This window comes from Segatella copri (assembly GCF_051861805.1).
Lineage (GTDB): Bacteria > Bacteroidota > Bacteroidia > Bacteroidales > Bacteroidaceae > Prevotella > Prevotella copri_M.
Map to the genome: position 1 here is coordinate 1 of NZ_CP146520.1, position 13,377 is coordinate 13,377.

Sequence of the window (13,377 nt, forward strand, 5' to 3'; positions counted from 1 at the left end):
TTAGAACGTAACTACTGATTTTCAGCAGTTAGCACATCCAACATTTTTCAAAAAAAGCATATTATTAATTGGTATTGCCAAAGCTACCTATTAGGCAGCCTTGACATTCACCTTTTTGTTCGAGTTATAATTACATGGGATTAGGGACATGAAGTCTTGCTCCCCCTCCATCAGTCGGGTGAGTATATCTTCTATATAATCGCCAAAATTAATGTCATTCAACTTGCAGCTCTCAAAAAGTGAGAACATAAAAGCTATGTTTTCCGCACCTAAATGGCTTCCGGTATGCATCCAGTTTCGCCTACCCATAGCCAAGTGGCGGAACATTCGTTCGACCGCATTGTTATGCATCTCGACACGGCCATCCTGCAAGAACACCTTGAAGGCCTTCTCGTCATCAAGTACATAGTTGACTGCTCGCTGAACCATTGCACCATAAGAAGAATCAAGCTTAATCTTCTTCAACAACTTCATCAACTTGCCAACGATCGATGCACTGTACTTAAGTCTAAATCGGCGTCGCTGCTTTGCAGTATGCTTGCGTATCTTCGACTCTCGCTCTATCTGGAAGAGGTAGTTCATCATCAAGATGATTACACGCACACGATGGTCAGAGATATAAGCATCCACGAAGCGATGGCGGGCATGGAACCAGCAAGCTGTACGCACCAGTCCCATTTCCTCCAAATCCGTCTCAATTGTCTCATACAAGACTGCTCTGTCTGCAGTAAACACCCTTATACAAGAGTCCTTGAAGATGGCATCTTCCTGCACACTGTGACTACGGCTACCCTCCTTATATTCCATCACACAAAGCTTGGCTTCCATGGAGAGGGCAGCATGGATGTACTCCACATTGTACTTAAACTTATCTTCCTTACTCTCACGACTGCGAACCACGATTCTTGACTCGTCATTCTGGGTATAGACACACTGACGGATACGCTCGAGCATCACAGGTCCCAAGCGTTCACGAAGATAAGTCATGATTTGCTGCATCCAACCGTTCAAGGTTGACTGAGCTACCTTCATACCCATCTGTGACAACATATCCAACAAGCGGTTTTCGGAGAGATGATAGGCAAACTTCGACTCCAGATAGAACCTACAGAAGGATGGCATCAAAGGATTACCCTTGATGATACTCTGAGGATACTTGCTGCTCTGAGGATCAGAGCCAGGTACATTAAAGCGTGCTATCTTGTATTCCTTGCAATAAACCTCTTGTTTCTGATAGAAGAACAGACGGACTACCCACATATCCTTCTTACCCTTACGTATGATAACCTTTGCATTCTCTGGAAGATCAGATTTATCTATGCCGAAGGACTTCAAGACTCTAGCTGTTGTTGTATAACGCTTGCGAGGGAGTTGACTATCTGATTCCTGCTTTTCTTTTTCTGTTTTCTTAGGCAGTTTTACAGCTGGTTGCTCTGGAGCAGAAGATGCCTTAGACTCTTCCTCCTTATGCTTTTCATCCAACGCCTCGTCAGCAGCATCACTGATTTTCTTTTTCAATCCATCAAGCCCCAACTCACTGACCTCAGCATCGGATGTATCCAATACACCATTCAAGAGCTTGGTCATATCTGAGTTATGAGCAAACTTCCTATGAAGGAGAACCTCGATGATAGTTTTATAATCAACCTGAGCCTTGTCTGCTATATCCAACAAGGCATTTGCCTTTTCATAATCATCTGCCTTGGAATGAAGTCGAGATACCTCTGCTCGTAATTCCGAGTTATCAGATTCCGCTTGGGTCAAAGCCACCTCCAACACATAGATACGAGCATTTGCATCTGATAAATCTTCGCTTAACATAGAGATACGCTCGTTTGCCTTGTCAAGTTCCTCCGACAACTCTGTATCACCTTGCTCAATCTGCTGTTTGAGCAAGCCAACAAGCTGTTTGGACTTGGCAAGGTCATTGCTAGCTTTAGTCAACATTGACTTATACGTAGCAAGCTGCATCTCTATATTACTCTTGTTATTTATCATGTGTACAAAGGTACTAAATTTCTGCGACATATACAACTTTTTCTTGTTAAGAAAAGTTATATAACTATTTGTTATTCAGAAGCTTACGAATTTTCAGAAACAGCTTTTCCTCGTATTCCTTGTTTTTCTTTTCCAATGCTTCTTTTGCTGTCAGAAGAGATTTGCGCTCTCTCAATAGAGCAAGCAGTGCTTCCTGCTTGCCCAAAATATACTCTTGTATCTCTACCATCGCATCCATGATTTCAACCTGGCGCAGATTCATTCGAGAAATTTCCTCTCGAATCGCCTTTTCATCAGATGAGCCTTGCTGCAATGATACCTGAAGCTCTGCAACACGAGATTGCATACGCTTCAGTTCTGCATGCATAGATGGTATCAAACTCTTAATATCAGTATTCATAATATGATTTCCGTTTGTACGGATGTTGATAGCAACAGTATCAATGTCTCACGGCTTATCTTATGACAGCGAGCTGCCTCCAAGAAACGAGGCTTGAGAAACTTACCATCATCAAACCACTTCTGGTATAAGACAAAACCATTGATATCATAATGTAATATTTTAACCTTGCGATAATCCTTGGAATAGAAGATGAAGGCTTCATCATAACTATAAGGATCATGCTGCATTTTTTCACGGATGATTCCTGCCAAGCCCTCACGACCATTGCGCATATCAGTGGGTGTAGAACTCAAATAATAAGTTGTTCGAGAAGTGAAGTTCAGCATAGCTATGACATTTTACGCAGCAGTTCTGCAACTGCAAACAGGTTAGTACACTTGATTTCCATCTCATCACCAGTCGGAGACTTCAAAATCAGTCTCTCAACTTGCCAACCTGCAGGAGTTTGTTGCTCGGGAACAAAATTCTCCTCAACTGTCAAAGCGATAAACTCACCTTCGCCTAGCTTCTTGTTTTCATTTGGTTGAAGCTTATTTGAACGATATGATTTCTTAAACTCAATGAGCCAGTCATAATCCACTGCCTCATCCTTACAATACTTGCGCAAGCTACGACCTTTACGATTTTGGTTGTAATCCTGCATCACTTTTTCGAAATATTCCCTTGTTTCCATTATCAAACTGTTTTGATTACGGATGCAAAGGTAATATATTATATAGGTACCGCCATACGGGCTAATGGTGATTTACTAACTTTGCACGGCGGCATCATTTTTCTAATTTTGAGACTAGAATACGAAGTTTAGCCCTCCATCAGCACAAGCTAATGGAGGTTATACCTTAATTTGACTAAATTTGAAATTCATTTTTATTGTTCCTAATCTTCCCAGAACTCAGGAAGAAGAGTATATAAGCCTTCTTACCCATCACCATGTCACGGATCAAGCGTTCGGTATCATTGTTGTCCAAAGGCATATCTGGGATGTCTATATAATTGGTCAGCTTATCATAGATGGTTTCACGTTCTTCCTTACTAAAGACTACCCGCTCACGCTTTTGAGTAAATATCATTCTGACAAGAGAGGCTATCTGTTCTGTCTTAGCTCCGCTTTTTTGTCTACATCAGACTCACGCATATTCTTCGCCTCATTATCACCGATTACAACCTCGGCGAACTTTGGCTTACAGCTTAATTGTTTCTTACCTTATACCATAATTAGAATATTTAAATTAACGATGCAAAGGTACGAAACTTTATTTAGGCGCACAATACGGCTTTCACCGAATACTTACATTGCGAGCCTCCGGCTCTGCTAATATGTTATCGACTGGCATGTCAGGGATTTGCTCCTTGACAATGCTGATATATTTCTCGTTTGTCACTACCCACATGTTCTCGACAGGACAGATTGGCTTCAATCTATCTACTGTTAACTGTATGAGGGAACGACCCACTCCCATCACATCAAAGAACTACTTTGGGTAATCGGGAGTTGACATAGGCCAGAAGCGGCTACCTACGCCGCCGGTCATGATTATGATTTGTATGTCGTGCATTAATCTTGTTATTTTTACCTCTTTGTCTCCTAAAGGAGAGGTTGTTTTCGAATCCCTCCGTCTCCCTTTGACCAAAGGGAGCTCCACTTTCTCCCCAAGCCCCTCTTCCTCAGGAAGCGGGGATGTAACCGCCCTCCGGTGCTCGGAACCGCTGCGCTATAAGGTTGGCGGACCATCAAAGGTCTTCGCCAGATTGTGCGGGATGGGACCGCCTAGGGATAACTATAGTATTTGCATAAGTTTAATGCTTATTTAAACAAGTTAGAGAAAAACAAAGACTAACAATATATATTGTTATCTCCTCATTAACTTTGCTGCAAATTCAAAGAAATCTGCAACGTTCTTGAAATTATCAAACTGATGGCAATACTACTATCATAAGAAATTTCGTATGTAAAGAAGAAACATATTCTTTACTATACGGTTGTTATTATCAAATACTATATCCATTCGTTTCTAGAAATTCATGATATTTATGAAGTTCCTCTTTACTCTGCATTAAGTTCAACATAATGTCATCTATTGAGATAGAACTCTTACCTCCTGAGATTTCTCTTCTGACAATCAACATGAAATCAAGCAAAGGCTTAAAGACATCACTACCACCTGAATTTGGAGTACATGAGCAAAGATATTCTGTAAAGGATCTAAACGCATCATCAGAACCATATACAAATAAATCTTGCTTGACTTTCAACAACTCATGGAACCTGTCATTCGAACTTACTATCTTATTTTGTCTTCCTTCTTCTAATAGCGTAAAAACTATATTTACAGCGTCATAATAAGCCTTGTACTTTTTGTCAGACACATAGCTTTCAAGTATTTTTCTCAGCTCTGTCCGCATCTGCCATTTACAAGTCATTATAGCTACAGCAATAGCAACTATAGATGTCAAGATCGGAACTATCCATTCTTGCAAATTATCCATATTACATCAACTACCCTTTCTTTAGAAAATAAACAATACATGATGTTTCCACAGCTCCATTACCTGCTGCATTTTGTCCTCCTATATCATAGCCTTTGATACCTAATAACCCCTCCACTTGTTTAGCAACTTCAACATTTGCACAAACATAAGCACGAACATGGTCATCTTCGATAGGGAAATCATCTCTGCGATGTTGATCCATGCGTATATCAACATCGTTTGTTATGCCACAATAGAATGATTTATTCAAATTTTCAGATTTAAAATATATGTATCTATGTTGCTCCATCAGTTTGGCAATTTCCTCAGCTGAAATTCCTTTAACATCGGTATAAGTATATTGATAGTCATCACTCTCCATATGCAAAAGCAATTGCTTAACCATATATTTTTGAGAATTGTCATTACTTATATTGGTAACTATGTCGTGTAAATGCTTCTTGATTTGATGATTATTATTGTTATTGCTATCGCCTTCATACAAATAGCGTACAGGTATGGGACTGTAGGCTTCAGTCATAAAAGAAGAAATGAATTCTCTACCCTCTTTTGCCTCTCCACTATAAATATCAAGGGATTCTTCGTGCAGTTTTATCACACCTAGCAATGTTTTATCCCAAGTCGTAAAAGACTGATATAGAACATAAAAAACGTTTTCATTCTTATTGTCTGACCAATAAGATATAGGTTTATCCAATCTAGAAATCTTCATATTATCATTTTAAATTATCAGCCAACCCCTACTTTAACAAGTAAGGCATATTTTATATTCAACTTTTTTTATTAAACTTCGAAACTACATTTTTTCTCTCATCATCATTCAGAAACTTAAACATAGTATGAGCAAATATCTTGTAATGGTTTCTGTTTGCCAAAATGAACTCGGGAATATTCTCCAAGAAAGAATACTCATCCATATTTTCCTTGAATGTATAGACCCGTTTCTTATCCATGCCATTTCTAGAGATGCTATCATAGAACAACAAAGCCAATTCCTCATTGGTCAGTTGCGCTTGGATAAAATTCAAATAACCAATGGCAACATCCTTTTGTTTTTCACCTCCCCAATGATGAATGACAAAAGTTATCAAATTATGAATATAACGGAAGAAGAAACCTGCATTACAGCCTTGACTCTCCACATATTCATCATAAGTATGACCTAAATCATACATGGCGGTTTCTAATTCTGTCTTTTGATAATTGTCTTTTAACAAAATCGTCATTGCTTCTTTAAAGTCTGCCTCTTTGTCTAGTTTGTGATCATAGAAACCAACAAACGAATGATAAAACTCAAAAAGATTCTTAGACTTTAGCTTAGAATTAAGACAAATTTGTTGGTTCACCTCTGTTCTTACTTGATAGAGCATGGACATGATATTAAAGAATGTTCCTTCAAATCTTTGACGATAGGCATCTAACTGATTTTTTTCAAATTGAACTTGCTGCACACGGAAGGTAACAAACAAAAACAATGTTGATATAAAAGCAAGTATAGTGCCAATGGTTCCGGAAATAAAGTCACCAACATTAGACGACAACTGAGACTTCACAGCTGCCTGCACGCCAGTAAATGTAGAATATTGGTATATGTAATAGCAGAAAATTCCAACACATACAAATCCTAGAATACCAGCCGCCCATAAAATAATCTTATATGTTCTTCCCATAACTCTATGAATCTAAATATGATAAAACTTGATGGGCTTGCTCATTAAGAGAAGCATAAGTTGGATACCCTGTAGCGCCTTCATATTTAACCCTATTAGTGACATCTACATTCATACCCATATTGGTAATATTGGCAACAGATAACATTCTTGTTTTTCCATTGAATGATACCTCAAAGGCTACATCTTGACATTCATAAGCATCTATCTTGCAAGTTTCACCCTTATCTTTTTCTTTTTTCAGTTTTTCAAAGAGTGTTTCAAATCCAGGAATATAGTTATTCTTGGGTGCGACGAAAGACACTTCTGTTGCACAACCTGCAAACATCTGCTGCTTGGCAGTACCACTTACTGCATTATTTTTTATCCCTTTCAAGATAACTCGTTTAGCACCACCAACAGACTCCATGTTTAACTTCAAGACCTTTGGCATCAGATAAGGTCTAAGCACTAGCGTATATTCCTCAGACAGGGCATTGCTCAAAAACTCTCTTAATGCTTTTTCCAAAATGGTGACAATACCATTTTGACCTATTCTTTCCACTAACAGAAAGCATTCTTCTGTATTAGGCTTATGATAAAACATAAAGTAGAAAGGTCTCAAGCTAGCATCTTCTTTTTTCTTAACATACTTAGAACGACCAGTTTTGATTTCTATTATATCTTCCTGTGTTCCATACTCACCGCTTTCTATAATTCCATCAATAAATGTCGTATGGCGATGATATTCCCAGTAGTCATCACCTATTCTTCGCAGCCTACTCACTTTCTTAGCTTGCTCATCATTGTAAAGGGCTAACTCAACATCTTGCTTCCAAGACAAAAATAGCTGATCAACCAAATTTAGGAAATCTTTCCCATGGTCAAAACTTGATAAGTTTTCTAAGTCTTTGTTTTTAAAACGCTTATATAAAGTAATACTGTAGACACTTAAACTGATAGTATTCATTGTTTGAAAATATTATGTTCATTTTACAATCGAGAACATTAATCTAAAAGTTCTTTATCTGGCATCAGATGCCTATTTATATAAATCTACATTAATATCGAATGGAGAATCGAAATCCTTCAGCATCGCATGTTTTGTATCTTTCTCCGAGAGATTGGCATGCTCTGTTGGAATCTTCCAATCGATACCGAGGGTATCATCGAGGATACTGATGCCTCCATCGGCCTCTGGATGATAGAAGTTGTCGCACTTGTATTGGAAGACGGCTGTTTCTGAGAGAACGGCGAAACCATGGGCAAAGCCCTTAGGGATGAAGAACTGGACATGATTGTCTTCGGTTAACTCTACGGCAACATGCTTGCCATAGGTTGGTGAGCCTTTGCGAATATCAACTGCTACATCAAGTACTCTACCTTTTACACAGCGTACCAACTTGCTCTGAGTATATGGTGGGCGCTGGAAGTGCAGACCTCGCATCACACCATAGCTGCTCATAGACTCGTTGTCCTGGCAGAAGTGAACACTGTGTCCCAAGATTGGGGCAACCTTCTCTTCAAACTCTCGCTCGCTGAAACTCTCGAAGAAGTAGCCACGAGCATCACGGAAGAGGCGTGGCTCTATAATGAGGACGCCTTCAATATCAGTTTTGATTATATTCATTGGTTTAACTTATGTTCTTTTAAAAAAGAATTTCTAAAATCATCCCGTCCTTCTTTACCATTAAAGAAGGCTCCACCTTTCTCACCAAGCCTCTCTTCCCTCAGGGACGAGAGGATGTAACCGCCCTTAGTGCTATATATGCCCCACCTGTCCCTCCCCAGCGGGAGGGTCCTTACCCTTATACCCAAGCCCTAAATCCCTACCATAGGGATTAGGGATGTAACCGCCCTCCGGTGCTCGGAACCGCTACGCTATAAGGTTGGCGGACCAATCAAAGGTCTCGCCATGTTATGCGGGATGGGACCGTCTGGAAACAACGATGATTACTAGCACAAAAACATGATCTGTTACTGTTACTTTTGACTCTTCGAACTTTTTTCCTACCACCTATATGAATATCAGAATTTGGGTTTAAAAGCGTAACGTTGTTGACAGACATACAAAGGTCTAATCTTCACCATAAACATTTTTGAAATCCAATTTTAAATCTAAATCCAACTTCATTTTTCGCGTAGCTATATAATAACCTACAGGATTTACAAATAAAGATTTCACTGATTGTTTTTGAAATAAAGTGGAAACCTTCTCCCAATATTTAATTTTATCTTTCATCTCATCAGAAATATAACTTTTTGAATGTAGAGTGAACTTATCTATATGAGCGTTTAATTGATAAAACATATCTTCAAGTCCCTTATTCTTTAAATACTGATGGGCAATATCCTTATTAGGCAATGTCAAACAAGCTTTATCGCCTTCCATAGAAAACAGTTGAACATCTATTTTTTTTAAAGTTTCAATATCAATAATCAGAGACAATTCATCCAAAGTTACACCTTCTCTAAAAAACCAATTGTAATTTTCAAGAAAACTATCTTCTAAATCTTGATTATATGATATAGTCATCCCACCACTACAACAACCTATCTGACGCAAATAAGCTACATCTAACTCAGTTATCCGGGAACTAGATTCAAACCATTTTTCAATTTTTGGCAGATAAAATTTAAAAAATCCCAATCTTGTAAATCCAAAATTAGCTTTTGAAAAGACTAAGAGTGAAAGAAAATCCAAACAATCTACAGAAAGTTTAGGAATAATACTACTAGCTTCATCTATAAGAGATTGAAGAGTTGTATGTTCTTCTACCTCTAAACGTTGTATCAAATTATCAATCATCAGTTCTGCTTCATTTTTATCACCAGACTTGATGTATTCCAACACAGGCTTTCTTAAAGCTAATTGTATGGCTGGTTCCTCAAACTTTTCGAATAAGCCCTTTTCTACTTTAGATATACGATCTATCAAACTGCTAGATATCTCCTTTAATCGCTCTTGGGCTTTTTCTTCAGCTTTCAGAGCATAGACCTTCAGATCATTCTCTACAACAGCATGGCAAATGTTATAAGCATCAACAACACTTATACCATTATTATTGATAATAGTTGTCCCATTACCATTAATTTGGTTAACATTAGCATTGCTAACATTACCTATATCTTGTTTTGTATCATTTATTCCCATTGACAACCGTATTATTACCATTAACTTGATTAACAACACTTCCATCACCAACATCTCCAATATGCTGATGATTTCCTCCTTTTTTAATGAGATAGAATATCCCAGAAATAATCCCGCTACAAACTGCAACGAGAATAGGAGTAAGCCATACGGCATTTTCTTTGAAAAATCCCATATTGTGTATATCACCAATACAGCGTCACTACTATATTACAAGTAGTTACACCTATCATTTTTTTTAGTTATATTTGTTCCCCATCGCAGTATCGCTCTGCACTTGTCGCCACTCGAATGAGGAAAAATGTATTTATTAACCTATACTTGGCTTATGGCTAAACATTACAACACACAAAATGATTCTGCTTCCTTACCGGTTCTGCGGCGACAGTCATCACGCATTCGCTTTTCCATTTGTGCTATGTATTCAGCCTTTCGCTCCCTAGAAGCCTTGAAGCGACGCATAAAATCTGCCTTTTTTTCTTCTATGTTCATAACGTTATCTCCTTATTAATTATTGTATTGCTTCGACTCCCCTGTCCCCCTCTTGCGAAGAGGGGCATCAAAGCCCTCGCCAGGTTGTGCGGGATGGAACCGCTTTGCTATAACTTACTATAACATTTTACTCAGATAACTCATAGTTTTTTAATGCAACAAGTTCATTCTACAGCTCAACTTTCTTCAACGATTTCGAGTAAATTTCTACTTATCGTAAGCGTGGCACCACTGATATACTTAATCTCGCTGCCAATGACGGCTTTCTTTCCATTATAGCTCTGCACGTATGCTTCCACACCTTTCATGCTGCCCGACACCACTCGCACTTTGATACCTTTTTTCAAAGGAACAGGGGCAGCAGTGACAGGCTCTTCATCATTCTCAACAAAATATCGATAGTTGGCAATAACCTGGTCGGGAATTTGATATATTTTCCTTTGACCAGGCATCGTCAGCATCTTATACACATCCGAACGGAAGCGGATATTGTCAAGTTGTCTCGGAGAAACATTGCAAAAGATGAAAGTGGAAAGAAATAGCTTTTCTTTCACTCTTCGCTTATTGGAACGCTTGTCTATACAAACTACTTTTACCTTGGGAATCCAGTAATCAAACCAAACATGATTGTGATTAAGATTGCTTCGTATAGAATCAGCTATTCTCGTTTCACAATTCACTCTCACTACAGCCACATACCATCCTGCATCAGCAGGTTTTTCAAGCCCTTCATTAGGCGTTTTGGGAGCCATTTTCTTAGCGTTTTCTTCACTTTTTGCCACGGCTTCGCCGTCGTCCCCTGCAATAGTGGACGTAACCTGTGCTTGTATATTTGTCTCTTTCATCATGCGAATCAAGTTCGTTTTTTGATGTCGATTATCTGAATCTCTACATAAGAGACACAGATTCTTCTTGCAAAAATACGAAAAATGTTGGAAACTAGCAAATTATGCGTGTTAAAAAAATAATATCATTCAGCGAAATTCAACATCTTCTTAGCATTCTTTTCGTGCGCATTTTTCTAAGTCGTTGATTGAACGAATGTTTTCGGCATTTTTGCGTCTCTTATGTAAAGATTCAGGAAAATTGGTTCATTTTGGTTCATTTTACAAAATCCCCTTTTTTTATTCACTTTTGTGGCTTATAGTGCAACCAGTATCCTGACGTTGGCATCATCCACTTCTGAGCTTTTGATGGAGCGGAGATAGAAGGAACTGGAATAACGACTCTGATGTTTTCTTGCTTCTTGACATAATACGTATATATTTTTGAAATTAATAAAAAATGATAGGGACATCTTCGTCTCTACCAAAGAAACAAAGATGCCCCTATATATAGTAAGGTATCAGAATCGATAGTTTGCACATACCCGCTGTGGCTGAGCTATCTACAAATATTACTTCTTCTCTTCCAGATGCTTCTTCACGGCATCCTCGATATCAGCCTTGTAATTCAAGCCGTAAAGGCGATACAAATCCTGCATGTGGAGCATGCGAGGAAGGAAGTTCTCAAGGTTGCGCTTGTCCTTGGCGGTCCACTGAACCTCAGAAAGGGCGGCAAGTCTTGGCAACAACTCCCATTCCAACTTCTCAGCATCCTTCACCCACTCGGTCCAGATACAACCCTCGGCACCGATGATGTTCTTCTGCTCGGCAGGAGTCAACTTATCTGAGCAAGGTTCCAGATCGTATACACGCTGGATGCTAGGAATACCCTCTATCTTGTTGATGCGAGGATTGCTGAAATAGAAATTGGTGATAGGAGCTACGATAGTAGGATGACCCTCACGGGCTGAACGGATGCTGGCATTCACGCTGGTCCAACCGCAAACGGTGATGTCCTTGGATGGAGTTCCTGCCAGAATCTCATCCCATCCCATCATCTTGCGGCCACGGTCTCTAATCAGCTTCTCTATCTCGCCCATGAACCAGGTCTGCAACTGCTCTTCCTTGCTGTGCTTAGGAAGTTCCTGAATGCCGAGCTCCTCTATCTTCTTCTGGCAGTTCTCGCATGCCTTCCAGCGGTTCTTAGGGCACTCGTCGCCACCAATATGAATATAGGTGGATGGGAAGATGTCCATAATCTCGTTCATCACATCCTTGGCAAACTGAAGGGTCTTCGCCTTGCCGGCACACAGCACATCCTCGAATACGCCAAAGCGGGTAGCCACCTCGTAAGGACCGCCCGTGCAGCCCAACTCCGGATAAGATGCCAGGGCAGCCAGCATGTGGCCCGGCATATCCACCTCAGGAATCACGGTGATGTATCTGTCGGCAGCATACTTCACGATTTCGCGAGCCTCATCCTGGGTATAATAGCCCGATACAGGAACGCCATCAAACTCATTCTTATTGGTTGGCAGGATGGTTTCCTTGCGCTTGGACCCAATCTGGGTAAGCATCGGATACTTCTTGATTTCAAGACGCCAGCCCTGGTCCTCGGTAAGATGCCAGTGGAAATAGTTGATGTTGTGCATCGCAAACACATCAATCAGCTTCTTGAGATAAGGAACGCTGAAATAATGGCGGCCTACATCAATCATAAACGCACGGTAGGCAAAGCGAGGCGCATCCTTCACCTCAACGGCAGGCAGGGAAACGCTCTTAACATCCCTGGCGATAGGCAATGCCTTCATCACGCTCTGGATGCCGTAGAAGATGCCCACATGAGAGGTGGCAGAAATGGTGATGCCCGCCTTGTTCACCACCAGGGAATAAGCCTCAGATTTCGGGTCGCCGGAATTCAGAACCAGACGAATCTGCTTCTTCTCCTGCTTGTCAGTAGTCTTCACCTCAATACCTGTTACCTCCTTGATATGAGATGCCAGGAACTCGGCATCCTTCTTCTGCTTCTCATCGCCGGCAGCGTAATAAATAGTTGTCTTTGCAGTGATTTTAAACGGAGCTGCCTCCACCTCCTTCACCTGCTCCGGTAAAGGAACGATTTGCCAACTTCCCACGTTCAAATCCTTGGCAGAAAGAGAAAGGCTTGCCAAGAGAGCCACAGTTAGAATGATTCTTCGTAACATAAATTTTTGAATAATAGGTTTTAAATTAGTGCAAAATTACGATTATATCTCGAAAGAATGGCATTCATACTACAGAAATATCGACTTATATACCAAAATTAACCTATTTTTGAATTTTAAAACCTATCTTACCGATATTTTGTTGTACCTTTGCAGAAATAAT

General features: G+C 39.8%; 15 protein-coding genes and 1 pseudogene. All 16 read right to left on the reverse strand.

What is annotated here, in order from left to right:
• Positions 1–90 precede the first annotated feature (90 nt).
• Entirely contained in the window at positions 91–2,028 is a 1,938-nt protein-coding gene (gene tnpC / locus V8Z93_RS00005) for an IS66 family transposase (protein ID WP_439431753.1), read from the reverse strand.
• Between the two features lie 34 nt (positions 2,029–2,062).
• Positions 2,063–2,398: a hypothetical protein gene (locus V8Z93_RS00010; protein WP_439431754.1), complete on the reverse strand. Its 336-nt coding sequence runs from the start codon at positions 2,396–2,398 to the stop codon at positions 2,063–2,065.
• Positions 2,395–2,694 carry an IS66 family insertion sequence element accessory protein TnpB gene (gene tnpB / locus V8Z93_RS00015; protein ID WP_182429667.1) on the reverse strand — a complete coding sequence of 100 codons (300 nt, stop codon included), beginning with the start codon at positions 2,692–2,694 and terminating at the stop codon, positions 2,395–2,397. Before tnpB ends, V8Z93_RS00010 begins: the two co-directional genes overlap by 4 nt.
• Before the next feature lie 35 nt (positions 2,695–2,729).
• Positions 2,730–3,074, reverse strand: a complete 345-nt coding sequence (locus V8Z93_RS00020) for a hypothetical protein (protein ID WP_203041574.1) — start codon at positions 3,072–3,074, stop codon at positions 2,730–2,732.
• Positions 3,075–3,249: 175 nt separating this feature from the next.
• A complete protein-coding gene (locus V8Z93_RS00025; protein WP_439431990.1) occupies positions 3,250–3,471 on the reverse strand; it encodes an IS66 family transposase in 222 nt (73 codons plus the stop codon).
• A gap of 216 nt (positions 3,472–3,687) precedes the next feature.
• Positions 3,688–3,957, reverse strand: a pseudogene (locus tag V8Z93_RS00030) (sugar phosphate nucleotidyltransferase); the annotation flags it as partial.
• Between the two features lie 433 nt (positions 3,958–4,390).
• Entirely contained in the window at positions 4,391–4,888 is a 498-nt protein-coding gene (locus V8Z93_RS00035) for a hypothetical protein (protein WP_439431991.1), read from the reverse strand.
• 10 nt (positions 4,889–4,898) lie between these two features.
• Positions 4,899–5,603: a hypothetical protein gene (locus tag V8Z93_RS00040; protein ID WP_439431992.1), complete on the reverse strand. Its 705-nt coding sequence runs from the start codon at positions 5,601–5,603 to the stop codon at positions 4,899–4,901.
• Between the two features lie 58 nt (positions 5,604–5,661).
• On the reverse strand, positions 5,662–6,561 hold the full coding sequence (locus tag V8Z93_RS00045) for a putative phage abortive infection protein (RefSeq protein ID WP_439431993.1): 900 nt from the start codon (positions 6,559–6,561) through the stop codon (positions 5,662–5,664).
• A gap of 4 nt (positions 6,562–6,565) precedes the next feature.
• The gene (locus V8Z93_RS00050; protein ID WP_439431994.1) at positions 6,566–7,510 is read right to left on the reverse strand and encodes a hypothetical protein; all 945 of its coding nucleotides are present in this window, start codon (positions 7,508–7,510) and stop codon (positions 6,566–6,568) included.
• Between the two features lie 72 nt (positions 7,511–7,582).
• Positions 7,583–8,170 (reverse strand): dTDP-4-dehydrorhamnose 3,5-epimerase, encoded by a 588-nt coding sequence (rfbC, locus tag V8Z93_RS00055; RefSeq protein ID WP_287824670.1) that lies wholly within the window; start codon positions 8,168–8,170, stop codon positions 7,583–7,585.
• 447 nt (positions 8,171–8,617) lie between these two features.
• Complete coding sequence (locus tag V8Z93_RS00060; protein WP_178710007.1) at positions 8,618–9,694, reverse strand: LPO_1073/Vpar_1526 family protein; 1,077 nt, start codon at positions 9,692–9,694, stop codon at positions 8,618–8,620.
• Positions 9,681–9,869 (reverse strand): hypothetical protein, encoded by a 189-nt coding sequence (locus V8Z93_RS00065; RefSeq protein ID WP_439431995.1) that lies wholly within the window; start codon positions 9,867–9,869, stop codon positions 9,681–9,683. The genes V8Z93_RS00060 and V8Z93_RS00065 overlap by 14 nt, the downstream gene beginning before the upstream one ends.
• Before the next feature lie 164 nt (positions 9,870–10,033).
• The gene (locus V8Z93_RS00070) at positions 10,034–10,186 is read right to left on the reverse strand and encodes an ABC transporter ATP-binding protein (RefSeq protein WP_439431996.1); all 153 of its coding nucleotides are present in this window, start codon (positions 10,184–10,186) and stop codon (positions 10,034–10,036) included.
• A gap of 176 nt (positions 10,187–10,362) precedes the next feature.
• Positions 10,363–11,034, reverse strand: coding sequence for a transcription termination/antitermination NusG family protein (locus V8Z93_RS00075; RefSeq protein ID WP_299331785.1), 672 nt, complete (start codon positions 11,032–11,034; stop codon positions 10,363–10,365).
• A 548-nt stretch (positions 11,035–11,582) separates the two neighbouring features.
• Positions 11,583–13,214 (reverse strand): beta-N-acetylhexosaminidase, encoded by a 1,632-nt coding sequence (locus tag V8Z93_RS00080; protein WP_439431997.1) that lies wholly within the window; start codon positions 13,212–13,214, stop codon positions 11,583–11,585.
• Positions 13,215–13,377 lie beyond the last annotated feature (163 nt).